Origin of the sequence: Lysinibacillus sp. FSL L8-0126 (assembly GCF_038630385.1) — a bacterium.
Lineage (GTDB): Bacteria > Bacillota > Bacilli > Bacillales_A > Planococcaceae > Lysinibacillus > Lysinibacillus fusiformis_D.
In genome coordinates, this window is sequence record NZ_CP152028.1 from 1,973,223 (window position 1) to 1,997,756 (window position 24,534).

At 36.6% G+C, this 24,534-nt stretch carries 24 protein-coding genes; 16 read left to right on the top strand and 8 right to left on the bottom strand.

The window, feature by feature from the left end:
• Positions 1-41: 41 nt before the first annotated feature.
• Positions 42-323 (top strand): GNAT family N-acetyltransferase, encoded by a 282-nt coding sequence (locus MHI34_RS09635; protein WP_036119196.1) that lies wholly within the window; start codon positions 42-44, stop codon positions 321-323.
• Between the two features lie 497 nt (positions 324-820).
• Positions 821-1,129: a hypothetical protein gene (locus MHI34_RS09640; RefSeq protein WP_036119194.1), complete on the top strand. Its 309-nt coding sequence runs from the start codon at positions 821-823 to the stop codon at positions 1,127-1,129.
• 17 nt (positions 1,130-1,146) lie between these two features.
• Here the strand turns inward: MHI34_RS09640 and MHI34_RS09645 are convergent, their stop codons facing one another.
• The 3 genes from MHI34_RS09645 to MHI34_RS09655 form a co-directional block, all read right to left on the bottom strand.
• The gene (locus MHI34_RS09645) at positions 1,147-2,289 is read right to left on the bottom strand and encodes an MFS transporter (protein ID WP_036119191.1); all 1,143 of its coding nucleotides are present in this window, start codon (positions 2,287-2,289) and stop codon (positions 1,147-1,149) included.
• Positions 2,290-2,408: 119 nt separating this feature from the next.
• The gene (locus MHI34_RS09650) at positions 2,409-3,929 is read right to left on the bottom strand and encodes a succinate CoA transferase (protein WP_036119187.1); all 1,521 of its coding nucleotides are present in this window, start codon (positions 3,927-3,929) and stop codon (positions 2,409-2,411) included.
• 352 nt (positions 3,930-4,281) lie between these two features.
• A complete protein-coding gene (locus tag MHI34_RS09655) occupies positions 4,282-4,932 on the bottom strand; it encodes a LytTR family DNA-binding domain-containing protein (protein ID WP_036119184.1) in 651 nt (216 codons plus the stop codon).
• A gap of 505 nt (positions 4,933-5,437) precedes the next feature.
• Between MHI34_RS09655 and MHI34_RS09660 the strand changes: the two genes are divergently transcribed.
• The 4 genes from MHI34_RS09660 (at position 5,438) to MHI34_RS09675 (ending at position 8,398) form a co-directional block, all read left to right on the top strand.
• The gene (locus MHI34_RS09660; protein ID WP_036119181.1) at positions 5,438-6,232 is read left to right on the top strand and encodes a helix-turn-helix transcriptional regulator; all 795 of its coding nucleotides are present in this window, start codon (positions 5,438-5,440) and stop codon (positions 6,230-6,232) included.
• A 164-nt stretch (positions 6,233-6,396) separates the two neighbouring features.
• Positions 6,397-7,158 (top strand): membrane protein insertase YidC, encoded by a 762-nt coding sequence (yidC, locus tag MHI34_RS09665; protein WP_036119178.1) that lies wholly within the window; start codon positions 6,397-6,399, stop codon positions 7,156-7,158.
• A 55-nt stretch (positions 7,159-7,213) separates the two neighbouring features.
• Positions 7,214-7,462, top strand: coding sequence for a hypothetical protein (locus MHI34_RS09670; RefSeq protein WP_058844729.1), 249 nt, complete (start codon positions 7,214-7,216; stop codon positions 7,460-7,462).
• A 153-nt stretch (positions 7,463-7,615) separates the two neighbouring features.
• Positions 7,616-8,398: a M15 family metallopeptidase gene (locus MHI34_RS09675; protein WP_342504373.1), complete on the top strand. Its 783-nt coding sequence runs from the start codon at positions 7,616-7,618 to the stop codon at positions 8,396-8,398.
• A 50-nt stretch (positions 8,399-8,448) separates the two neighbouring features.
• On the opposite strand, the gene cls is transcribed toward MHI34_RS09675, so the two are convergent.
• The 3 genes from cls to MHI34_RS09690 form a co-directional block, all read right to left on the bottom strand.
• A complete protein-coding gene (gene cls, locus MHI34_RS09680; RefSeq protein ID WP_036119229.1) occupies positions 8,449-9,906 on the bottom strand; it encodes a cardiolipin synthase in 1,458 nt (485 codons plus the stop codon).
• A 137-nt stretch (positions 9,907-10,043) separates the two neighbouring features.
• A complete protein-coding gene (locus MHI34_RS09685) occupies positions 10,044-10,838 on the bottom strand; it encodes a YwqG family protein (RefSeq protein ID WP_342504374.1) in 795 nt (264 codons plus the stop codon).
• Positions 10,839-10,900: 62 nt separating this feature from the next.
• Positions 10,901-12,061, bottom strand: coding sequence for an MFS transporter (locus MHI34_RS09690; protein ID WP_342504375.1), 1,161 nt, complete (start codon positions 12,059-12,061; stop codon positions 10,901-10,903).
• A gap of 309 nt (positions 12,062-12,370) precedes the next feature.
• Here MHI34_RS09690 and MHI34_RS09695 point away from each other — a divergent pair, with 309 nt between their 5' ends.
• Positions 12,371-12,508, top strand: coding sequence for an Lmo0850 family protein (locus MHI34_RS09695; protein ID WP_164908744.1), 138 nt, complete (start codon positions 12,371-12,373; stop codon positions 12,506-12,508).
• 57 nt (positions 12,509-12,565) lie between these two features.
• On the opposite strand, the gene MHI34_RS09700 is transcribed toward MHI34_RS09695, so the two are convergent.
• Entirely contained in the window at positions 12,566-13,753 is a 1,188-nt protein-coding gene (locus MHI34_RS09700; protein ID WP_036119166.1) for an FtsW/RodA/SpoVE family cell cycle protein, read from the bottom strand.
• Between the two features lie 346 nt (positions 13,754-14,099).
• On the opposite strand from MHI34_RS09700, the gene MHI34_RS09705 reads away from it, so the two are divergent.
• The 8 genes from MHI34_RS09705 to MHI34_RS09740 all read left to right on the top strand — a co-directional run bounded on the left by MHI34_RS09705 (position 14,100) and on the right by MHI34_RS09740 (position 23,424).
• Complete coding sequence (locus tag MHI34_RS09705; protein ID WP_036119163.1) at positions 14,100-14,852, top strand: hypothetical protein; 753 nt, start codon at positions 14,100-14,102, stop codon at positions 14,850-14,852.
• Positions 14,853-15,089: 237 nt separating this feature from the next.
• A complete protein-coding gene (locus tag MHI34_RS09710) occupies positions 15,090-16,169 on the top strand; it encodes a D-alanine--D-alanine ligase (protein ID WP_340809565.1) in 1,080 nt (359 codons plus the stop codon).
• Positions 16,170-16,180: 11 nt separating this feature from the next.
• A complete protein-coding gene (murF, locus tag MHI34_RS09715) occupies positions 16,181-17,551 on the top strand; it encodes a UDP-N-acetylmuramoyl-tripeptide--D-alanyl-D-alanine ligase (protein WP_342504376.1) in 1,371 nt (456 codons plus the stop codon).
• Between the two features lie 59 nt (positions 17,552-17,610).
• Positions 17,611-18,303 carry an alpha/beta fold hydrolase gene (locus MHI34_RS09720; RefSeq protein WP_342504377.1) on the top strand — a complete coding sequence of 231 codons (693 nt, stop codon included), beginning with the start codon at positions 17,611-17,613 and terminating at the stop codon, positions 18,301-18,303.
• 352 nt (positions 18,304-18,655) lie between these two features.
• Complete coding sequence (locus MHI34_RS09725) at positions 18,656-20,188, top strand: DEAD/DEAH box helicase (RefSeq protein WP_340812234.1); 1,533 nt, start codon at positions 18,656-18,658, stop codon at positions 20,186-20,188.
• Between the two features lie 135 nt (positions 20,189-20,323).
• Positions 20,324-20,803 carry a PH domain-containing protein gene (locus tag MHI34_RS09730; RefSeq protein ID WP_089934468.1) on the top strand — a complete coding sequence of 160 codons (480 nt, stop codon included), beginning with the start codon at positions 20,324-20,326 and terminating at the stop codon, positions 20,801-20,803.
• The gene (locus MHI34_RS09735) at positions 20,796-22,268 is read left to right on the top strand and encodes a PH domain-containing protein (RefSeq protein WP_058844724.1); all 1,473 of its coding nucleotides are present in this window, start codon (positions 20,796-20,798) and stop codon (positions 22,266-22,268) included. The genes MHI34_RS09730 and MHI34_RS09735 overlap by 8 nt, the downstream gene beginning before the upstream one ends.
• 580 nt (positions 22,269-22,848) lie before the next feature.
• Positions 22,849-23,424, top strand: coding sequence for a GNAT family protein (locus tag MHI34_RS09740; protein WP_036119132.1), 576 nt, complete (start codon positions 22,849-22,851; stop codon positions 23,422-23,424).
• Positions 23,425-23,485: 61 nt separating this feature from the next.
• Here the strand turns inward: MHI34_RS09740 and MHI34_RS09745 are convergent, their stop codons facing one another.
• A complete protein-coding gene (locus MHI34_RS09745) occupies positions 23,486-24,109 on the bottom strand; it encodes a rhomboid family intramembrane serine protease (RefSeq protein WP_036119129.1) in 624 nt (207 codons plus the stop codon).
• 64 nt (positions 24,110-24,173) lie between these two features.
• On the opposite strand from MHI34_RS09745, the gene acpS reads away from it, so the two are divergent.
• Entirely contained in the window at positions 24,174-24,527 is a 354-nt protein-coding gene (acpS, locus tag MHI34_RS09750; protein WP_036119125.1) for a holo-ACP synthase, read from the top strand.
• Positions 24,528-24,534: the final 7 nt, after the last annotated feature.

The window sequence follows — 24,534 nt, forward strand, 5'->3', positions numbered from 1 at the left end:
ATAAAAAGCTATGGTACTATGAAAAAAAGGGGTGGTGAGAAATGGAATTCCAATTACAGCAACTAGCGGAAAATCAATATGCATTTTTGAATGAGCAAGAAGGGGAAAAACTCGCAGAAATTACTTGGCAGCAAAATGGCTCAGTAATGGTAATGGATCACACATATGTATCAGATAAGCTCCGTGGTCAAGGTGTGGCCAAACAATTACTCGATCAAGCAGCATCGTATGCACGTGAAAAGGGTTATAAAATGGAGGCCGTTTGTTCCTATGTTGTAGCCGCATTTGAAAAATCAGATGCATATAATGACGTGAAACAATAAAAATAAGGCAATCTGCTTTTGATTAAGCGGATTGCCTTTTAATTGTTAGAGCAAATCATGTAAGCAGCTCCTTACAGTAGAGTGACACTATAAATTAATACCGTTAAGAAGCTAGCTCCACCTAGTAATGCAGCCATATCTATCCAATCATAAGCTAAATCGAATTCTTTCATCCTAACCACTCTCCTATTTTTAGTATTAATTCATTAATTCCCTTTACTTGCCTTTTATAATCATAAATAGTTACAAAATTATGTTGAATGAAAAAATAGAAGGTTTTCAAGTTGAGTTTTGGTAGGAGATGGAGTGTGATTGTCCGCAATAAAAACGAGACGAATTGTATTGAATAGCAGTATCATTACTAGATAAAAAAGCAAGTATAAGTCTTACATTTATATATATGCTAGAAGTTATAAAAAAATAATGTTTATTCTTCTAAGATTAGGGAAAAACTATATTACAGAGCTAGTTTTTATATTTTTAGGAGGTCATAGATCATGGCAAAACGAAAAGGAACAGGTGTTGTCCTTGCAGGTTTAGCGGGATTAGCAGCATCTTACTTAAGTAAAAAAGAGAATCGTGATAAAGCACTAACGATGTTTAATAGTATGAAAGCTAAATTCGAAACGTATCTCACATCTGGACCTAATATGGATGACAGAATTACAGAACGAGTTTCAACAGAGGTAGCAACAGAGGCGGGCACATCTCCAACTAAAATTGCTTCGAATGAAATGGTAGCAGAGGGTGGAGGACATACAGGTGTCCATTTCTATAACGAAGAAATTCAAGAAAAAGAAAAATAAAAACAAAACCTTCTCATTTAAGCATGAGAAGGTCTTTTGTGTGAAATAAGGATCGCTCCTGCAAAGAGCAAAAGGACGATTCCAGTAAATATAAAGCCGCTAATTGTACCAAGTGACAGCCAGCCTAATAAAGAAGAGCCTAAAACGACGCCAAGAGAGAAAAATGCATAAAAATAACCATACGCTTTTCCTCGTACTTCAGCAGTTGTAGAGTCAATTAGTAAGGAATTGACTGAAGGGAATAGGAAACCGAAACCGACGCCATAACAAGCCATCGCTATATAAAGTAAAGTGTTAGAATCAGCTTGACTAATTAATAATTGACTTATGCCCATTAACCCTATACCAACAGACAATGTTTTCAGAGGATCAACCTTATCAAAAATGCGGTTCGTTGGTAAAAGAAAAACAAGAACAGCAATTATACCAAATGTGCTCATTAAAGTACCGCTTAAACGAGAGTCATAGCCTAAAGATTGGACTTTGAGCGGAAGTAGATAAGCAATGACACCTTGAGAAAACATTAAGAAGAAGGCTCCTAAAAAGGCTTTTAATGTTCCCGTGTTCTTAAAAAAGACCCTTATCGGAATATATGTATTCGGTTCTGCTTTCTCTTTTTTTACTTGGTTTGCTTTCAGTAGAAAGAACGCAAGAATGCCTAATAGCAGCATAAAGCTTGCCGTGATATTGAAAACAAATGGGACACTTGTTCGACTTGCTAAAATACCACTAAAAGCAGGGCCTATAATGGCAGCAATACCAACAAATGCACCAGAAATAGCACTGCCCTTACCTCTTTTTTCTTGCTCAGTAGCATTTGCTAAAAATGTGAAGGCAGCAGGAACAATGAAGCCTGCAACAAGTCCATGGATAAAACGTACAATTAATAGTGCGATTGGCTCCTCTATTAAATTATATAGTGTTAACGATAAACCTGTTGTGAAAAGACCAACAATTAGTATGATAAAAGGTCCTTTACGATCTGTTAAAAAGCCTGAAATGATATTACCAAATGTATTGGAAAGTGAATACATACCCACTGCTAGACCAGTTAGAAATGCTGATGCTCCTAAAGATTCAGCATATGTACTCATAACAGGAAGCTGGGTAAAAAGGTCGAAAAACGAAAAGAAAATAATTACATAGATAAATTTCTTCATAGCTCCTCCGATGAAATAGAACATTATAGTAAGTTAGATTCGTAGTTCTATTATAACATTTCCAATACAAAAGGACGCCCAATAAGTTTTGACTTATTAGACGTCCAAAAATTAAAAAATTAAGCTTTTACAACTTCTTTTTTCATTGTTTTGTTTTTAGCAAGATTTACATGCCAAGAAAGTGCTTCCTCTAAAAGATGAGGCGTTTGGTGGTTACCTGTTGCCTCAACTGCACGGTTGTAGTAATCCCATAATTGTTCTTTGTAATCTGGATGTGCACAGTTTTCAATAATTAAAGGTACACGCTCTTTTGGTGCAAGACCACGTAAGTCAGCAATACCTTGCTCTGTTACAATTACATCCACATCATGCTCAGTGTGGTCAACATGAGAAACCATTGGCACAATCGATGAAATAGCTCCACCTTTTGCATATGATTTTGTAACAAAAATACCAAGACGTGCGTTACGTGCAAAGTCTCCTGAACCACCGATACCGTTCATCATACGTGTTCCAGATACATGTGTAGAGTTAACGTTACCATAGATATCTAACTCTAAAGCCGTATTAATTGAGATTAGTCCCAAACGACGTATAAGTTCTGGGTGGTTAGAAATTTCTTGTGAACGTAAGCAAATTTTATCGGCATATTTTTCTAAATTGCCGTATACTTTCTTCTGTAATTCCTCAGTCAGTGTAATGGAAGTAGCAGCAGCAAATTTAACTTTACCTGCATCAATCAGGTTAAATACTGCATCTTGCAGTACTTCTGATGCCACAATGAGATCTTCGAATTCAGAATCTGCGAAACCATCTAGTACAGCGTTTGCTACAGAACCGACACCAGATTGTAAAGGCATTAATTGTTTTGTTAGACGACCTGCTTTAATTTCATCACTGAAGAAGTTTAATAAAATGTTAGCCATTGTTTGTGTTTCTTCATCTGGTGGAACGATTAATGAAGGGGCATCTGGCTCTTCAGAAATAACAATTGCTTTAATTTTAGCTGGATCAACTTTGATACCAATTTCACCAATGCGTTGCATAGCATTGGTCATTGGAATTGCTTCACGATTACCTTGTTCACCTGGAACATAAATATCGTGGATACCGATTAAAGCTTCTGGGTGAGAAATGTTTAACTCAATAATAATATTTTCTGCATATTCTGCAAAGATTGGTGAGTTACCTACAGAGTTTGTTGGAATGATTAATCCATCTTCAGTAATTGCAACAGCTTCAAGAATTAGATATTTAATTGGCCCGATAATTCCTTGACGTACTAGCTCAGCGTTATGAGAAAGATGAGCATCTACATATAAGACATCTCCAGAATTAATTAAATTACGGATACCTGCGTCCCCTTGGAATGGTCCACGTTTACGAATTGCACCAGCTTCTGCTAAGTACTTATCTACTTCTGGTCCTAATGATGCACCTGTATATACATCAATCTTGAATTCTTCATTTTTCGCGCGCTCAACTAATGCCATTGGCACAACTTTTGCGTCCCCAGCACGAGTAAAACCGCTCATCCCAACTACATCACCGTTAGAAATAAGTGCTGCTGCTTCTTCAGCAGTAACAATTTTACTCTCAAGTTCTTTTAAACCTAGGCGTTTTTGAACATTTGCATCCATAAAAAAATCCTCCCCTAAATAATTTTGATGGAAACCGATTACAAAACTAGAAAAAACATTTGAGAATTTTCTGTTTATTCAGTTGTAGTATGACTCCAACCATTTGAATAATACTATCACCAAATTGTCACAAAAACTTTAGAATTAGCATTAAATTGAGTAAAAAAAGGAAAATCGAGCATTAAGATGATTTTTCGACAGAGAAAACGTTTTATTGTAGAGTTGTATAAAATTAGAAAATTTCTACATTAAAAACTGTGTCCAAATTGTTAATGGAGGGGAGAGAAGTGGTCTCTTTTAACGCAAAAAAGAACAGCGAACAATTCATAAAATTGCTCGCTGTCTGTCCATATTAAAAACCTAGAGAACGACGGAAGTAGCTTGCATAGCGTTGGCTAACCGGAATGCGCGTACCATCTTTCATAATTAATAAAAACGTTGAGTGTGAATCTGGTTGAATTTCATCGATGAAGTCAATGTTAACGATATAAGAGCGGTGACAACGAATAAATGAGTCAGGTGCTAAAAATAGCTCTAGATCACTTAGGTTCAAACGGTGATAACCTTCACGAGTCATTGTTTTAACAAATGTTTTACGGAGTTGAGTTTCTAAATAAATCACTTGATCATGTTTGATTGGGTACCAGCAATCATCAATTTTGATGGTAATATAATTTGTTAAGAATGCTGATGGTTTTTGCGGGAAGATAGCAGTAATAGCTCCTTTAGTTTCGCCTTCCTCCATTAAAGGAATACTCATTCCATAGTAAGCGACACCAAAAACATCAGGTTCGATGTATGAGCTGATTTTTTGACCATAGCTAAGTGCTTTGTGTGCGGCTGAACCTTCTTTAATCGGATCACCCGGCTTAATTTTTAAATCAACTTTTTTGCTTGGCTGGTAATACAAATATTCATTTGTATCAGAGATAGCAATGGATGTATTCTCAGGGAAGAACTCCTTAATTATCTCCATTATTTCTTCTATTTGTTTTGGATCCACTTTAAACACCTCGTCTAAACTTTTAAAAATAGTATTATCATCTATTTTACTACATATCCATATAAATTATATAGAGAAGATTTAGGAATAAAATAGAAAAATGTCGATTGACTCATTAAAATGGTGTAAGATGTCTTGTATAATTTGTAAATAAATTTATATAATGACTAATTTTTTTTAATAGGTATATGGTAAAATCTAATTGTTAGGAATAAGTTTACGAGGTTTCTACTATGCGTATGTGATAAATTAGAACTAGAGTAGCAAGTAAAATGTGGTTGAAAGGAAATCGCAGAATATGGTAAAATCCACTGTATAGTCTATTTTTTTTAGATTTGGTGTTTTAGTTGGGTTATTTTTGAGTTATTTTTAATAAAAAATTGTGAAATAGGACTCAGTTCTTATATTGAATAAGCAAATACTATTTTCTTATTTTTAATTCGTTGGGATTGGTGTCAGATTTTGTCATGCAATTCGTGCACTCTGAGGAAAGATGGGGAAGATTATGCAACTACATCAACATTCTATGTCAGAAACGATATCCAAAAGATACTTCCAAGAAATCGATAATATTAATCAATATATCGGTGTCGAAGAATTTTTTAATATTGAGTCGAAATTAATATTTGAAATTTACCATTTAGAATCTACCAAAGCGAAAAAGTCTTTGCATGAGTTAATTGATATTCTTTCAATCCGTTTTGGTAAGCAGGTCATTAAAATTGTTCGAAGTTATTTTTCCGTTTTATCATCAATTGTTGCCCGTAAACTGCTGGACAATCAAGTACCTTCGAAAAAAGCCTTTGCTTTTAATATTGCTTGTAACGATATGATAGAAAATCAGATGAAAGACGCAGAGTTTTTACAATTTGCGGATGATTTAATTGATTTCTTTGTTTACTTTATTGCAGATCGCAAACAACCGACTTTCCGACATCAGACGGTCAACAAAGTAATTATGTATATAAATGATGAACTTGAGAATGATTTAACTGTAGAAAGTATTGCTAATAACTTTCATATCAGTACTAGTCACTTATCACGTATTTTCAGAGAACATGTAGGTATTACATTAGTTGAGTATTTAAATGTTCGACGTGTAGAAGAATCACAATACTACTTGCGACATACAAATAAAAGTATTACATCTATCTCAGATCAGTTCCATTTCTGTAACCAAAGTTATTTCACTCGTATTTTTAAAAAATATACAGGTGTTACACCAAAGCATTTCAGAGATGAACTTCATCATGAATTTTATCGTTTTGAAATGGCAGAGACTGAATTACAGAATGTTTAAATTTTGAGCATAAGATGTGAAAAGGTGCGAACGTTTAGCATGGCTAAAGCTCGCACCTTTTTTACGAACAACTGCGGTCTAAATTAGTAGCACTTGCTATTTGATAAAGGTAGAGCCTATAAGGTATACTTCACAGTAGTTGATAAATTATAGTAGGTGGAAAAATGAAAAATTTGAAACTCTTTTCAATGCTTGGTCTAGCAGTTTTTGTGCTTAGTGGCTGTCAAGCAGTGCAAAACAAAGAAGGTTTTTTCTATAGTATCTTTGTAAAACCTATGGAATTTTTACTGGAGTTTTTCGGGAATGATATCTTTTCAGGAAGCTATGGTTTAGCAATCATTGCGATCACGGTTCTAATTCGTTTAGTTCTAATGCCGATTATGTTAAAAAACTATCGTCAGCAGCAATTGATGAAAACGAAAATGGATGCGTTCAAGCCTGAAATGGAAGCCGTTCAGAAAAAAATGAAGGAAGCTAAGACAAAAGAAGAGCAAACACAATATCAACAAGAAATGATGGCTCTCTATCAAAAGCATGGCATTAATCCACTTAACATGGGTTGCTTACCGATGTTAATTCAAATGCCAATTATTATGGGACTTTATTTCTCGATTTTGTATTCTGCGGATGTAAAATCACATGAGTTTTTATGGTTTAGTTTAGGGTCACCTGATATCGTTATGACCATTATTGCAGGGATTGTTTACTTAGTCCAAGCGCGTGTATCATTATGGACTGTACCTGAGCAACAAAAGGCTCAAATGAAAATGTTTATTTATATTTCACCAATTATGATTGTCTTTATCTCAATGTCTTCTATGGCAGCTCTACCTCTGTATTGGTCTGTCAGCGGTGCATTATTGATTATTCAAACATATATTGGGCGTAAATATTATTCGGAGCATCCCGAAAAAGCAAAAAAATAAATTAAACAATGTCGAGGCGCCTCTGTTGCCTCGACTTTTTTAGGAGGTCAGCAAGATGAACAGAAAGTGGCTAGCATCTATTCTTGTTGCAATTTTTAGTATTGCGGCACTCGTATTTATTATTATAGGGAAATTTAATTTTGCCGTACTTGCTATGACGATTATGTTCGCTTTATCAAATGGGTTTAGAGCTAAAAGTTTTGCAGAGCAGGGCTATGTAAAAGAAGCAAAGTGGATGAAGTATATGGCAATCTTTTTTGCTATTGCTTCAATAGCAGTATTTGTCATTGTTCTAACAGACTAAATGAATATTTACATGGGAAATTCACACCTGAAAATGTGAACAGTGCTAAAATAAGATTATAACGAGTAATACAAAAAAATGGGTATTTTCAGGATGGCATGTTTTCAGAGCAATATCCTTGTTGTACCTGATATTTTAAAAGGGGCATAAATAGTGAAAAACAATCGTCTTCCGCTCATCATAGGTGCTTTGATTTCTATCGCGTTAATCGCAGCTATTTTTGTAGTCTATAACTATAAAAATGATCAAGTAAATAGTGCGACTGATGAGCAACCAAAAACAACAGAAACAAACGACTCTACAGAGAAAGACTCTTCTGTAACAGAGGAGCCAGACAATACACCTGAAACACCTGCAGAATCAGAGCAGCAACCTGACGAAAACGGTTATCTACCAAATCAAACATTACCTACTGAACCAACCTACATAAATGGTATTTTGCTAGCAAATAAAATATATCCACTTCCTTCTACCTTTGCACCTGAAGAAAATCCAGAGGCACGACAAGCTCTAAATCAGATGTTAGCTGCCGCCAAGCAACAAGGATTTGATTTAGTTGCATTTAGTGGGTATCGTTCTTTTGAATATCAAACAAAACTTTATGATAACTATGTAAAACGTGATGGACAAGCAGCAGCAGATCGATACAGTGCTCGACCAGGCTATTCCGAACACCAAACAGGCTTAGCGTTTGATATAGGAGAGCGTGGAAAAGAGGATGTATGGCTGACAGCAGAATTTGGAGAAACGCCAGCAGGACAATGGCTATTTGCGCATGCTCAAGAGTATGGTTTTATTTTACGTTTCCCACAAAATAAAGAAGATATTACAGGTTATATGTATGAATCTTGGCATTATCGTTATGTAGGCAAAGATATTGCAAAAGAGATTACAAAGCAAAATATTGCGTTGGAAGAATATTTAGGAGTGAAATAAAAAGGGAAGAGATGCGGTTCACTATGAACAGGCTCTCTTCCTTTTTATTTTTATAAAATAGGTGTTAATAAACGTGAAATGGATTCTTTAAATTTAATAAGTGCTGAGCGGTTTTTATACATTTCCCATGTTAATTCCGTACAATCAAAAATATCCTTTTCAAATAGCTCTGCAAGTTGGTGCGATATGTTTGCATCATAGATGAAGGCATTGACTTCAAAATTCAGACTGAAACTTCGGACATCGATATTAGCTGTTCCGACAGTCGATGCCTCGTCATCAATAATAATGGTTTTGGCATGGATAAAGCCTTTTTCATAAATGTAGACTTTCGCTCCTGCACGTAATAACTGACCGGCATAGGAATAAGTAGCCCAATAAACGAACATATGGTCAGGTTTGTTAGGAATCATAATGCGCACATCAATGCCCGACAATGTTGCGATTTTAATGGCGTCTAAGAAGCTTACATCTGGGATAAAATAAGGTGTTTGAATATAAATATATTTTTTCGCCATATTAATAAGTTTTAAATAACCAATCTTAATTTGTTCCCAGTCTGAGTCTGGTCCACTTGAAACAATCTGTAAGCCAACATCACCCTTTTGCGGGATAGCAGGGAAGTAGCGATCAGAGTAGCCCATTTTCTGCTGTGCACTTGCTTGATTCCAATCGAGTAAAAAGCGAGTTTGCAGTGGATGCACCGCACTTCCTTCAATTCGCAAGTGAGTGTCTCTCCAATAACCGAATTTTTTTTGTAGCCCAAGATATTCATCACCGACATTAAAGCCACCAATATAGCCAATTCGACCATCAATGACAACAATTTTACGGTGATTCCTAAAATTTAGACGGGGATTGAGAAGTGGCAAAATGGATGGGAAGAAAACTTCTACTTCACCTCCAGCATTCAGCAATTCTTTAAAATGACGCTTTTTCACATTACGTGAGCCCATCTCATCATAGAGTAGACGTACCTTGACACCTTGTTTTGCTTTTTTAATCAGTGCATTCACGATACGTGTACCTAAGTCATCTAGACGGAAAATATAATACTGAATGTGGATATGATCTTTAGCTGCTTCAATATCTTTTAGGAGTTGTTCAAATTTATTGGCACCATCATCGAAAATATCTAAATGGTTGTCCTGTGTTAATACCGCATTGTTTGTTCTAAGGTGCATATAAATCATTTCTTGATAATTTTCTGCGTTTGCAATGCGAAACTCAAATGTTTCACTGCGAATGGCTTCCATTTGATAGCTAATGAGGTTATCTATCCCGATATCCTTACGCCCTTCCCAACGAAATAAATGCTTTCTTCGTAACTGCCTTCCAAGTAATAAGTACAAAATAAATCCAACTAATGGCAAGAAAAATAATACAAGAATCCATGCCCATGTAGAGGTAGCATCTTTACGTTCTAAAAAAATGATGGTCATGGCTAATAAAATATTAAAAAACAAGGTTAAAGGGACTAAATATTCTATGTCTGTAAAAATGCTCATTCCTACACCTGCCTTTACTATTGTTAACAACATACATAAGTATAGCCTACTTCAAAAGAAGAAAGAAGATATGAAATCTAGCTAGGTAGGAAAAGGATTATCTCTTCGATTTGTAAGGGATAATCCGCATGTTTTCGTTAGTAATTTTCCCATTGAAATAAAATATCGGAAAAATCCTTTTGAAGAAGCTTTTCTCGGTTAATAAAAAACTTGCCGACACCACAATCTGCCCACATAATTCCTAATTCATCATGAGAGTCAATTTGTAATAATAAGACATTATAGCGCTGAAGTAGCAAGGACTCTTGATGAATATCCTCATTTAAATAATAAGCATAGCCACCAATTTTAGCTCCCGCTCCTAGGAAGTGTTGCAAATAAATCTCTTGCACATCATCCATCTGGGAGGATAGGAGGAAGGGAAGGTGACGTTGTGCTCGATAATCTAGTGCAGAAATGGGTTCCTGTGTTAGCTGAAATTGTAAAGCTAATTCCTGACGAATAGGGAAGCCATCTAATGTAGTCGGTATAGAAAAGTGTGCCTGTTGAGAGTGGGCTGTACTGTCATTAACAGTTGGATAAAATCTTACTTTATAAAATTGCTGAAAAATGTCTTCGTAATAATTGACAGTAGTAGTTTTAAAAGTATTGGCTGAAATAAAAAACTGCAGTAATCCCCTTGAAGGAAAACCTAGTAGTGGTGGGATTTCGGCAAAATTAATTTGAGCTAATAATCTCATTGGCTCCCCTGTTAAATCTTTTGGATAGGTTTGAAAAGAGGGGAGATAGGGTTCGCCAGCAAATTTACTTTCAGTTAACGTAGTGGAACGTTGGTATGGCTGAATAATGATTGTTGAAAGTAGCGTGTCTTCGATTTCTGAGCGAAAAGCTTCTAGCTCTTTAGGAAGTAAAAAATTGGTTGCTTTGTTCATGCAAACCCTCCGAATATCTCTCTAGGTCTTTAAAGTATAACAAGTTACGGTATAGTGAGAATCTATTCAAAACGCAATGATTTACTGGAAGCCTTATAGATAAAAATCAAACTTATCGAAAGAATGGCTATTGCTGCCGATATATAGTACCCGAGACTTGCTTGCATCGTAAATAACCAAGTGAAAAATAGTGGACCAAGAATACGTCCTAAGTTATCCATTGAATAGGAAAGACCTGCGGCAGTTCCATATTGTCCTCCAGATTCTTTCGAGGAGAGCGATACCACACACGTTCTAGCAAGTGCATTACCAGCTGTAAAGACACATAGGGCTAGACCAGCGATAAAAAGATTAGCTGTGAGTGTGAATAATAGCATACCGATTGCTGTTACAATTTGAGCACCGATTAACCATGTTGTTTCGCTGCCATTTTTTATACGTCGAACAACGCCACCTTGAATGGCTGCATCAACGAAACCACTAAACATAAATAAATATCCAATTTGTAATGGTGTAATATGAATCTTTTCGATTTGGAATAGTTGGAAAGTAGCCTCAACACCCGCTAGCATAAAGGTTACTAAAAATGAAAACATAAATAAGTAACGCACACGGTACTGTAGTATCTTGCTAGCGCCTTTTGGTACAATAGCACGTTTAGTTGAATCTTTCCGTTTTTCAGGTTCTTTTAAGACGAAACTTGCATAAATAAATAATAGTGCAATTAATGATGCGGATGCGATAAATGGTAATTGCAAACTATAATGGCCTAGCACCCCACCGATTGCTGGACCAAAAATAAAACCAAGACCAATGGACATGCCCATAAAGCCCATATATTTATTACGATCCTCTTCACTGGACATATCTGCGATAAATCCTGTTACTGCTGTATACAATGCTCCTGAGAATAAACCACCTACAATGCGTGAGACATACAAAATAGCTAGGTTATCTATAAATAATGAAAAAATAACAAAACTAAGGCTAAAACCAACCAGACCTGTTAAGATTAGTTGTTTACGACCTATCTTATCTGATAGCATGCCCCAAAATGGTGCTGTAAAGAAACTTGCAAGTGAATATACGGTTAGTAAACCACCGACGTGGAGATCATTCCAATTTTGCTGCACAATCACCTCAGGTAAGACAGGAATAATAATGCCAAATCCTAGGTAAACGAGAAATTGAACAGACATCAATAATAAAATTGCCTTTTTCATACAGTTCCCTGCTTTCATACAATATTTCACTATGTACATTCTACCCTTCTTGCTCTTACGATGACAAGAATTCGGATGGAGAAACATGGTGGAGATAGTTATTAATTGAAGATGAATAAAATATAGTGATTGTGGTTATTTTATAAGTGTTTGGTGGTATAAATAATTTACAATGTAACAAAAATGAAAAATTTTATATGTAAGTTAAATGGTATGATAAATTTGTCAGACATCTTACTCGTAGAAAAATGAAACTTTTTTGTTCCCTAAAACGTTATATAAAATCGAGGAAAGATTGAGGTGGAATGTATGAGGAAAGAAGTAGATTTGAAAAAGATTGTTTCGAATTTATCTAAGTTGGGTGTAACAGCCACTGTAACAAAGTCTCGACTAGAACTTTTAAAAGTGCTAACACCACCAACGCAGACTCCGCAAGTTCAAGCTTAACTCGTTTACAATAGGAAAAGGGAAGTCTCAATGCGCGAGACTTCCCTTTTTCTATATTTATTCATCTTCATCATGTGTCGTAAACATGTACGTTCGATAATGGAACCGCATACTAAAGACTAGCCCAATGGCTAAAGCATTGCCCATTAAAGAACTTCCTCCGTAACTAATGAACGGAAGCGGGATACCTGTAATTGGTAATAACTGAATAGTCATGCCTATATTTTCGAAGACGTGGAAAGTAATCATGGCAATAATACCTGCACAAACATATGTTGAGAATGGATCTTTCAATAAGAGCGTTGTCTTTGTTAAGTGATAAATTAATAAGAAGAAAACACAAATAACAATACTAGCGCCAATAAATCCCCATTCTTCACCGATAACAGTAAAAATGAAATCGGTATGGTTTTCTGCTACATATACCTCTCGATTTCGGAACCCCTTACCAAAGATCTCTCCTGACCCAATAGCATTTAACGATGTTATTAAATGATAGCCTTCGCTAGATGAATAGGAATAGGGGTCTAGCCAAGAATAAATTCGAGCAAATTGATAAGCCTTTAAGCCGAACGTTTTTTCTAGGAAATCCTGCATATAAAGTGCCATCCACAGTAGGGTGCCACCTGCTACCACTCCACCTAAAAAGGTCGGTAGAATGATTTTCCAAGAAATTCCGGCTACGATGATAAGAGCAGCAGTAATCGCAAAGAATACAAGAGCAGAACCAAGGTCAGGCTGCTTCATAATGATAGCCAATGGTATGATGAGTGTGATACCAATTTTCCCTAGTAGTAGGAAGTCCGTTTTTACTGATTTTAACGAATAAACTTCATGATGCTTACTGATTAGTCGTGCTAGTGCTAAAATGTAAAAAGTTTTCATAAACTCAGAAGGCTGAATATTTCCAATCGGCGTATGATACCAGCTTTTAGCACCATTAACGGGTGCACCGATTTGACCTTCTCCTTCAGGCATAAAAATAAGCAGTACCAATAAGGCAATCCCTGCTCCATACATATACCATGACATTTTTTTATATTGATCTGGCTCAAAAAACATGACGATGCCAATAATTACTGCACCAATAACATACCATTGCATTTGTTTAGGTACGTAGTTAATGCCATATTGACCCGATGTCTGGGCAGATGCAATAGCTAACAAACTGATGACTAGAAAAGTGAAAAGAATAAAAGCGAGGGTCCAGTCAAAACGGTTTGCGAAATTTCGTTTATTTTCCATAAAAGCCACCTAAATTAAAATAGTATCTCAATATGAGTAAATATGATGCGAATCTTCCAATTTCGTTTATAATTGTTCAAAGAAGAGAGCTATTGACCAGTAGAGTGTATGAGATAACTCATATCTATTGATAAGCTTGCAACTTGCTTTGAACATTGTCAATGGAATTTTCAGCAATACTTGTACTCATTGAGTAATCTTAAATTAATATGCAAATGCATGTTTAACATTCCTATTATAACGCAAAAAATACTTTTATGCCTGTGCATATAGTTGGGACGACAATTAACATAAAATGTTTCAAAAAAATCATGTTTAGACTTATAATGTAGTGAAGAATGGGGTGATGGTTGTGGCTAAAAAATTAAAGTCAGCTGATGATTTTATGTATCATATTTATGTCCATATGAATGATGTAGATAAATTTGTCATTTTTAGCGGGTTAAAATTCCCGCAATTTGTGGCTGCACTTGAACCACTGCATCACTTACTGTTATTAAAACATTCCTATGAAGACGGTTCTTTTAATATGCATACACAATTTGAATATGTCTTGGAAGATGAAGTTCCTCGTTTTGTGAAAAAATCAGCAGAGTCAAAGGAATTGTGTTGGGTTGATTTTATGGACGAAAAGAGGCTAGATCATTTGACACCAATGGAACAAGGAGAATTGCTTTACATAAGTCATAAAAAAGAACCGATTACGTCTGCATTTTTTAACAAATTACAAAATAGATTTGTCTATTATTCTTCAGATCAAGAGAAGATGACAAAAATTTATTTTCGTCATTTAAGTGATTCGGATTTATTGGTTGCCAATGTATTTAATAGCCTAATTCGTGAAAAGGAACGGAGTACTGGTTTTTGGCGTCGAAAAGTAAAGGCGAGTATTCCATCTATATCGCCCGATTTTTTACGATCTTACCGATCCTTTGCTAAGGACGGAGCGTTACTATCTTTGTACAGAATTGAAAAGCCAAAGGTAGCCTATGGCATAGAAGTTCGCAACCTATCAGAGTATTCATTTCCTGATGAAGTTTGGGATGACTTAAATACGATCCTGAAAACGGAACATGATGAATTAATTTATATTATTTAATCTTCATATCAGTAACGATTTTTGCGATTAAGCGACTATCAAATGAAGATCAGTTGTTGGCAGATATGCTGAATTTTGAATTGAGCCTAGACAATTTAAAAATTAGATGCAACTAAGGCATAATCGATGAAATGTCAAAATCTCACCGTCAAAAATTACGGTGAGATTTTTATGTCATTTGTCAAGACGTTTCATGATAAACTAATAGTACTCAAGAAGTATGTGGAGGGCACAAAAATGAAAAAAAGAATCGGTTTATTATACGGCGGAAAGTCAGCGGAGCATGAGGTGTCATTATCGACAGCTCGTGCAGTTACTGGAGCTTTGAATTTCGAGGAGTATGAAGTATATCCGATTTTCATTACATCTGACGGGGAATGGCGACGTGGAGAACGTTTGGAAAAACCTGTAAGTGCAATAGAAGAATTACAATTTGGTGATAATGCCACAATTTTAGAAAATAATATTACTGATTTTTTAATCGATGAAAAAGGCAATGCGGTGCAGTTTGATGTTATTTTCCCATTGTTACATGGAACAAATGGTGAGGATGGAACTGTGCAAGGATTACTGGAAGTACTGAATTTACCATATGTAGGAAACGGTGTATTAGCATCTTCAGCTGGTATGGATAAAGTGGTGATGAAGCAATTATTTGAAATTGCAGGCTTACCACAAGTGCCCTATACGTACTTTATTCGTAGTGAGTGGAAAAACGAGCAACAGACCATCATTGAACGATGTGAAAAGGGCTTGAGTTGGCCGATGTTTGTGAAGCCTGCAAACTTAGGTTCAAGCGTTGGGATTAGCAAAGCAACTAATCGTGAGGAATTAATAAAAGCAATTGAGATTGCTCTGCAATATGATCGTAAAATTGTTGTAGAACAAGGTATTATGGCTCGCGAAGTTGAACTAGCTGTGTTAGGTAATGATTATCCTGAAGTTTCGGTACCAGGCGAAATTAAACCAGTCACTGAATTTTATGATTATGACTCGAAGTATAAGGACGGTTCTACAGCCCTTATTATTCCAGCGGAGCTACCAGTGGAAACTGTGACAAGCTTAAAGGAATTAGCAAAACGTGCATTTAAAGCAATAGATGGTAGCGGTTTAGTTCGTGCCGACTTTTTTGTAACGGCTGAAAATAGCGTTTACATCAATGAAGTGAATACAATGCCTGGTTTCACGCCTGTAAGTATGTACCCATTATTATGGCAACATACAAATGTGAGCTATCCAGAGCTGATTGACCGTCTCATTAAGCTAGCAATCGAACGTTACGAAGAAAAACAACAGCTTCACTATAAAAAAGACTGAGTGGGATTATTGTGAAAAAAACATTAAAACAATTAGCTGCATGGTTAAATGAGGATATGGCTGCTTTTGGCGATACCGTTGTATCAGGAATTTCTATCGATACAAGAACAATTCAACAAGGAGATCTATTTGTGCCATTTCGTGGCGAGCAAACAAATGGGCATCAGTTTGTTGTTCAAGCATTTGAGAAAGGTGCGGGAGCTTCACTCTGGCAAAAAGATGAACCAAATCCTCCAGAAGGTTATCCTTTACTATTTGTGGATGACTCAGAAGTAGCTTTACAGGAAATGGCAAGAGCCTATCGTAATGAACATAAGGCGAAATTTATCGGCATTACAGGTTCAAATGGTAAGACATCCACAAAGGATATTTTAGCGGGTACACTTGCGCCATTTTTTAAAGTACAAAAGACTATTGGGAACTTTAATAATCAATTAGGGTTACCTATTACAATTTTACAGCTTGATGAAAATACAGATGTTACTGTTCTTGAAATGGGTATGAGTGGTTTTGGTGAAATTGAATTTTTAACGAAGCTTGCTCGTCCACATATGACGGTTATTACTAATATCGGCGAGGCTCATATGCAGGATTTAGGGTCACGAGCAGGTATAGCAAAAGCAAAATTTGAAATTATTCAAGGGATGCAGCCTGATGGTCTATTATTCTATGATGGTGATGAACCGCTGCTCCAAGAATTGGTGGCCAAGGAACAGCACTTACAAGCAGTGCCGTTCGGATTAGAGCCAGGTAATCTTTTATACGCTGAAAATATTCATGCTAATGCGGATGGCAGTCACTTTACTACGCATGGAATCATTGAAGGCGACTTCTTTATTTCAGTTCTTGGTAAGCATCAAGTAAAAAATACATTAGTGGCGATGTTAATTTCTCATAAGCTAGGTTTAAACAATGAACAAATTCGTACATCCTTAGAGCATGTAGTCTTAACAGATATGAGGATGCAACAAGTACAAGGAACAAATGGAGCACTATTTATCAACGATGCCTATAATGCAGCACCAACCTCGGTGAAGGCTGCTATTCAATTTATGGCTTCCTCTACAATTCGACCTGAAAAATGGCTTGTGTTAGGAGATATGCTGGAGCTTGGACCGAATGAGCAAAGTTTTCACGAAGGGCTAGCAGCATATATAAATGAGCATGAAATTGATTATCTCTGCTTATTTGGCCCTCGGATGGCATATCTTTATCAAGTATTAAAAGAGCGCTTTGAGAAAGAACGTTTACTGTATGTAGCAGATGATTATACGGCTATTATTGAAAAGCTAAAACTAGCGAATGAATCATCTATTGTTTTACTTAAAGGCTCGCGTGGTATGAAATTAGAGACGATTTTAAATGCATTTACGTCACAGTAACCAATGAATCGGTGGGATTAAGCTCACCGATTTATTCATTGTTAAACGAGGTGAGGACGTTGTCAGTAGGTGTACTATGTATTCATGGATTTTCAGGTGGACCTTATGAAGTGGAGCCATTCACAACATACTTACGGGCACAGACAAATTGGCTAATTGTAGAGCCGACGTTGTCAGGGCATGGAGAAGAATTACAAATGAGTGGTTTTACGGCGAAGCATTGGTTAATGGATGCCGAGCTTGCCTTTCGATCATTAGCTAAAAAAGTAGATGAGGTAATCGTCGTTGGTTTTTCAATGGGGGGAATCATAGCATTATATTTAGCTAAACGTTATAAAGTAAAAAAACTCGTATTATTAAGTGCTGCTGCAAAGTATGTCAGTCCCAAACAGTTAGTCAATGATTTTAAAGTGCTTGCTACAGAGGCTTACCACCGTAATTTGACGAATAACGAACTTTTTTTACGATACCATCATAAGTTTAACAATGTGCCTTTAGCATCCACAATAGAATTTATGAAGCTGGTTAGAATGGTGGAACCTTATTATCAACATATTCAAATTCCTGTTTATATCGTGCAAGGGAAATTGGACGGAATAGTGCCCTATCATACGGCGCAATTCCTTTTTGATAAATTAGCCTCAAAAGATAAAATTTTGTATTTTTCTGATAATAGCAAGCATCATATATGTTTTGAGGAAGATTGTTCTGAATGGTTTCCAAGGGTTTTAACGTTTTTAAGGGATAAATAAAGTAGTCAGATTATTACGACTCATGCGTTATCGTTGCATAGGATTTAAAGCCATGTTAGACTAGTGTAAGCAATGGATACATTTTGTGCGAAGACTCTTCATATTTGGTTGAAGGGTACTTTTTTTTGAACACAACGGTTTTATTCTAAAGTGAATAATTACGACAGAATCGAACCGCTCGGTAAAGACCGGGCTTTCCTTTTCATATAAGAGAGCTCTATATGGACTATCATGTAGAGAAAATTTTTAAGTAACGGAAACGTTCCACTACACAGGCTCGAATTTGCCGACAACTTCATCTGAAAATGTAACCATTTGTCAACTTAAAAGGAAAAAAAGGAGATTGAGAAGTTTGACAAATTTTTCAGAATTAAATATTAGCGAATCTACATTACGCTCAGTAAAGCGTATGGGATTTGAAGAAGCAACACCAATCCAAGAAGGTACTATTCGTTTTGCGATTGAAGGCCGTGATGTATTAGGTCAAGCACAAACAGGTACTGGTAAAACTGCCGCTTTCGGGATTCCACTAATTGAGAAAATTGATCCAAAAAACCCTAATATTCAGGCGTTAGTTATTGCTCCAACTCGTGAGTTAGCGATTCAAGTTTCAGAAGAGCTATATAAAATTGGCTATGACAAGCGCGTAAAATTATTATCAGTATACGGAGGTCAAGAAATTGGCCGTCAAATTCGTGCACTGAAAAATAGACCTCAAATCATTGTTGGTACACCAGGACGTATTATTGATCATATTAATCGTCGTACGTTAAAATTAGAAGATGTTCAAACATTAGTATTGGATGAAGCAGATGAAATGTTAAACATGGGCTTTATCGATGATATTAATTCAATCTTAGAAAACGTGCCTTCTGAACGTCAAACATTACTGTTCTCAGCAACAATGCCACCAGCAATCCGTAAAATTGCAGAAACATTTATGCGTGATCCAGAAATTGTGAAAATTAAAGCAAAAGAATTAACAGTTGATAATATCGATCAATATTTTGTTAAGTCTGCTGAACGTGAAAAATTTGATGTTTTATCTCGTTTATTAAACGTTCACCAACCAGAGCTTGCTATTATTTTTGGTCGTACAAAACGTCGTGTAGATGAGCTTGCACAGGCCCTATCTATTCGTGGCTATTTAGCTGAGGGTATTCATGGTGATTTAAGCCAGGCGAAGCGTATCTCCGTATTACGCCAGTTTAAAGAAAATAAAATCGATATCCTTGTTGCGACGGACGTTGCCGCTCGTGGACTTGATATTTCTGGTGTAACACACGTTTATAACTTTGATATTCCTCAAGATCCTGAATCTTATGTTCACCGTATTGGACGTACAGGTCGTGCGGGTAAATCAGGTCTTGCCATAACATTTGTAACACCTCGTGAAATGGGTTACTTACGTATTGTGGAAGAAACAACGAAAAAACGTATGACACCTCTTCGCCCACCAACAACTGATGAAGCATTAGAGGGTCAACAACGTTTAGCTGTGGAAACACTGGAAAATCTTATTGCTAATAACAATTTAGGTGATTACCGCACACTTGCAGCGGAAGTACTAGATAATCATGAAGCAATTGACGTTGTTGCAGCTGCTCTACGTTCATTAACGAGAGAGCCAGACGATACACCAGTAACAATCACAGAAGAGCGTCCATTACCAATGCGACGTGAGCGTTCTAGCAGTAACCGTAGTGGCGGTGATCGTGGCCGAGGTAACCGTAGCTTTGGTGGCGGACGTCGTGACGGCGCTCGCAGTGGAGATCGTCGCAATAGCAGTAGTAGCAGTAGCCGTCGAGAAGGCGGACGCCGTGAGGGAGGTCGTAGAGAAGCTGGACAAGGTCGTTCCCGTTCTCCACGACGTCACGAAGGTTAATTTTAACCGAATATACTAATTCTTTATGATAAACCTTACAGTCATAGTGGCTGTAAGGTTTTTTTTCGGCTATAGTTGAAACAAAAAGGTGAGTAAATCCGTATACACCTAATGAAGAAAGAGAGGGGAACGATATTGAGAGCACAGCCGATTCATCAAATATCCCGAAAAGGGTTAACTGTGTGGCGTTTATATGGTGTCATACAAACATTGGTGTTATTCATTGTAGCGGGGCTAGTAAGCTATGGTACATATTATTTTGAATGGCCGTCATTTATTTACTTCATAGCTGGGGCAATTGTAGTTCTAAGTGCAATACTATCCATTTTTGTATTCCCGAAAATAAGATGGGAACGATGGCGTTATGAGGTTCGTGAGCATGAAATCGAAGTACAACATGGTTTATTTGTTGTGAAACGTACATTAATACCAATGGTACGTGTTCAACATGTTGATACAACACAAGGACCGATTTTGAAAAAATACGACTTAGGTAATATTTCAATTTCAACAGCAGCAACTGTACATACGATTCCTGCGCTTGTTATGGACGAAGCAGATATACTTCGTGCTCGCATCTCTGATTTAGCAAGGGTGGCGGAAGATGATGTCTAAAGAAATTAATCGTTTACATCCAGTATCTGCAGTTATTACGAGCGTTAAAGCATTAAAAAGTATGATATTACCAATTGCCATTATTATCATAGGAAACGGCTTTAATTTTTCTTTGAATTTTCATAGCGATCATTTTTTTGATACCATTTTACTTTTTGGTGTCTGGGGAGGTGCGGCACTTCTTGCACTTATTGGGGGCATTATAAAATGGCGGACATTTGTTTATTGGTTTGAAGACGGGGAGTTACGCATAAAGTATGGATTGTTTGTTAAAAAGAAGCGTTATATTCCTTTTGAACGTATACAAAGCTTAAATTATAACGAGGGGATTTTTCATCGCATCTTTGGTTTAGTGAAAGTTCAGGTTGAAACAGCAGGTAGTAAGGGAGGTAAGCCTGAGGTCGAACTGACAGCAATCCGTAAAGCGGCAGCAGATGTTATTGAATTAGAAATGCGTCGGGCTAAAAATGGGGTAGATCAACAACAAGATCAGGAAGAAATCCAAGTGATAGAGGAAGCGGCCTTAATTCCAACGATTTACCATATGTCCATACGTGATTTACTCGTTTTAGCAACAACATCTGGTGGAATCGGTGTCGTACTATCAGGTCTTGCAGCAATTGCTTCACAGTTTTCCGATATTATTCCTTATGAAACAGTATTTCACGAACTAGCTGATTTTGTGAAAGTCGGGGCATTTTTAGTCGCTCTAACAGCGATGTTCGTTTTAATTGTAGCTTGGGTTGTATCAGTTGTCATCACACTGATTAATTACTATGATTATACAGTCCGAATTGAAGAAGAAAAATTGATTATCACCAAGGGACTTTTAGAGAAAAAGCGTATTACTTTACCGCTGAATCGAATTCAAGCCATTCGTATTGTTGAAAACCCTTTGCGTCAATTAACTGGCTTTGCAACGGTGGTCGTTGAAAGCGCTGGAGGCAACGGTGAAGATGGGAATGATAAAAAGATTACTTTGTTTCCACTCATTAAGAAGCAGGATTGTTTGCACACATTAGAGCAGCTTTTCCCAGATATGAATTGGCATCCTTCGTTTATTCGATCACCAAAAAGAGCAAGACCATTCTTCTATCGAATAGATTTTATTTGGCTAATTCCAATTATGGGTGCATGTAGTTATTACTTTTATCCGTATGGACTGTTGTCATTACTGTTAATTCCGTTAACAATCCTAATCGGAATATGGCAGCATAAAACAGCAGGCTATCAAATTGATGGAAAGCAACTGGCCATGCAGTATCGAGTATTTAGTCGTATTACATTGATTGTGGAGAAAAAGCGAATTCAATCTATTCAAAGTACACAATCTTACTTTCAAAAAAGAAAAAATGTTATGTCTATAAAAGCAACAGTCATGTCTGGAGCAACTGGTACAACGGGAAGTGTATCAAGCATAGAGCAACAGGATGCAGAAACAATCTTAACTTGGTATGAACATTAATGAACTAAAAAGCTAATCCTTTCAATTTTATGGGAGGATTAGCTTCATAGTGTTGAAAAACAAAAACATTTATATAGAATTTTTTCGAAAGGTGAAAATGGATTACTTTTGCAGGCTACTTGCTTTCCTGTGGGCGAGCGCCGAGCCGCTTCCTCCGTGCAGGGGCTCGCCTGTCTCGCTATCCCACGGGAGTCAAGTAGCCTTCCACTCCAATCCATGAAAATGGTACCTTTTTAGAAAGGTTTTCTAATAAAGTGAAGTATTCATTCCTCTTTATGGAGGGGTGTTGCCACTCATTACTTCTCCACATCGAACATAAGAGGCCATCCTTTCTCCAATCATACAAATAATGAGCTATTTTATTTACTACGGCTCATCGGACGCTCCCTGGAAAGAACGCTAACGGAAGGGAAATTAACTCCTAGCCTTTCGAAATGGCTGTTTCTGCCATTGACATCACCTTTTTTCAACAACATGAAGCTAATCCTTTCAATTTTATGGAAGGATTAGCTTTTTTAACTATAAATATATGTGGATGCTGTTTATAATAAAATAAATAGAACAAAAGGGGTGGGGGACTTTGTTTAAATATGATATTAATGAAAGCGCTTATTTAAAGCTATTAGACTTGAGTGATGTAGATGAATTATTTGCTTTAACTGACCGTTCAAGGGATACATTACGTGAATGGCTGCCATTTGTAGATAGTGTTAAAACTGTAGAAGATACAGAGCAATTCGTCAAAAAGGCTATGCAACAATATGCTGATCATAATGGTATACAAGCAGGGATTTACTATGATGGAGAGCTTGCAGGCGTAATTGGCTATCATCAAATCAACTGGCAGCATAAATGGACAAGCATTGGCTACTGGCTAGGAAATGAGTTTGTGGGGAAGGGGCTCGTAACAAATTCAATGAAAGCATTGATTGATTATGCTTTTAATTATTTAATGTTAAATCGTATTGAAGTACGTGTAGCGGTAGGGAATATTCGCAGTCGTACAATTCCAAAAGTATTGGGCTTCCATGAAGAAGGGCGTTTAAGGGATGCAGAGTGGCTTTATGATCATCATGTTGACCAAGTTGTTTATGGCTTAACCGCCGCTGAATGGAAAAAGGTTAAGATGGCAAATGAGGCCACTGTGATTTTATAGCATGTATTCGTTCTAATGAAAAAGGAGCAACTCCATGATTGAGCTGCTCCTCTTTTAAGTTTTATGGTCTACCCGACATCTTTTGTTTACGCCAGCTTAAAATTCTTTTTGGGTGTAAATAGACAAGTCCAAGAATGAAACCTGTTACTAAACCGCCTAAATGTGCATAAACATTCACATTTGGTTGAAGAAATGTCATGATGACACTTATGATGATGATTGGTAAGATGAGCTTACGAAGCATTGGCATTGTACGACGTGTATAGTAAACTAATGCCCCAAAAGCACCAAAAATTCCAAAAATAGCCCCACTTGCACCAAGACTCGCATAACTACTATCATAGAAGATATAGGTTGCCATGTTGCCTACAATACCTGAAACCAAATAAATTGTGATGAAGCGTGCTTTACCTGCGATTTTTTCAAGCTCTGGACCAAAGAGATATAAGGAAAACATATTAAAAAACATATGCATAAATCCTGCATGTAAAAACATTGCGGAAAAGACACGCCACCATTCACCATTTTGAATCAGGAAATTTGCTTGGATTCCGTAATTCCACAAGAGTGTTCCGACGCCGGGTATAAGAGACAATACATAAAGCGTTAAGTTAATTGCTATTAAAGTTGAAACAATAGGGTAATACTTTGTATATTGCTTAAAATTTTCTGTTCTACTAAACATGGCTCCACCTCAATTTACAATTATTATACATGCCTTGTTGGAAATAGGTAAAGGAGAAGGTCACATGATTAAGGGAATTGGTCTCGATATTGTAGAAATAGATCGTATTGAAAAAGCCATGAAACGTACAGATAAATTTAAAGATCGCATTTTAACAGTTAAGGAAAAAAAATTATTTGACGGTCATTCAGAAACTCGTAAAATAGAATTTTTGGCAGGGCGATTTGCTGCTAAAGAGGCATTTTCGAAAGCGCTAGGAACAGGCCTTGGGGAACAATGTAAGCTTCATGATATGGAGATATTAAGAGGAGAGGCTGGCAATCCCGTCTTATATTTTAAGGAAGAGCTTGTCAATGGATTTGTTAGTATTACGCATTCTAAACAATATGCGGCTGCTCAAGTAATCTTATTAGAATAGTACTTAA

Coding starts and splice junctions, on each gene's coding strand:
- MHI34_RS09635 (WP_036119196.1), top strand. CDS start 42: ATGGAATTCCAATTACAGCAACTAGCGGAAAATCAATATGCATTTTTG.
- MHI34_RS09640 (WP_036119194.1), top strand. CDS start 821: ATGGCAAAACGAAAAGGAACAGGTGTTGTCCTTGCAGGTTTAGCGGGA.
- MHI34_RS09645 (WP_036119191.1), bottom strand. CDS start 2,289: ATGAAGAAATTTATCTATGTAATTATTTTCTTTTCGTTTTTCGACCTT.
- MHI34_RS09650 (WP_036119187.1), bottom strand. CDS start 3,929: ATGGATGCAAATGTTCAAAAACGCCTAGGTTTAAAAGAACTTGAGAGT.
- MHI34_RS09660 (WP_036119181.1), top strand. CDS start 5,438: ATGCAACTACATCAACATTCTATGTCAGAAACGATATCCAAAAGATAC.
- yidC (WP_036119178.1), top strand. CDS start 6,397: ATGAAAAATTTGAAACTCTTTTCAATGCTTGGTCTAGCAGTTTTTGTG.
- MHI34_RS09670 (WP_058844729.1), top strand. CDS start 7,214: ATGAACAGAAAGTGGCTAGCATCTATTCTTGTTGCAATTTTTAGTATT.
- cls (WP_036119229.1), bottom strand. CDS start 9,906: ATGAGCATTTTTACAGACATAGAATATTTAGTCCCTTTAACCTTGTTT.
- MHI34_RS09685 (WP_342504374.1), bottom strand. CDS start 10,838: ATGAACAAAGCAACCAATTTTTTACTTCCTAAAGAGCTAGAAGCTTTT.
- MHI34_RS09690 (WP_342504375.1), bottom strand. CDS start 12,061: ATGAAAAAGGCAATTTTATTATTGATGTCTGTTCAATTTCTCGTTTAC.
- MHI34_RS09695 (WP_164908744.1), top strand. CDS start 12,371: ATGAGGAAAGAAGTAGATTTGAAAAAGATTGTTTCGAATTTATCTAAG.
- MHI34_RS09700 (WP_036119166.1), bottom strand. CDS start 13,753: ATGGAAAATAAACGAAATTTCGCAAACCGTTTTGACTGGACCCTCGCT.
- MHI34_RS09705 (WP_036119163.1), top strand. CDS start 14,100: ATGGTTGTGGCTAAAAAATTAAAGTCAGCTGATGATTTTATGTATCAT.
- MHI34_RS09710 (WP_340809565.1), top strand. CDS start 15,090: ATGAAAAAAAGAATCGGTTTATTATACGGCGGAAAGTCAGCGGAGCAT.
- MHI34_RS09735 (WP_058844724.1), top strand. CDS start 20,796: ATGTCTAAAGAAATTAATCGTTTACATCCAGTATCTGCAGTTATTACG.
- MHI34_RS09745 (WP_036119129.1), bottom strand. CDS start 24,109: ATGTTTAGTAGAACAGAAAATTTTAAGCAATATACAAAGTATTACCCT.
- acpS (WP_036119125.1), top strand. CDS start 24,174: ATGATTAAGGGAATTGGTCTCGATATTGTAGAAATAGATCGTATTGAA.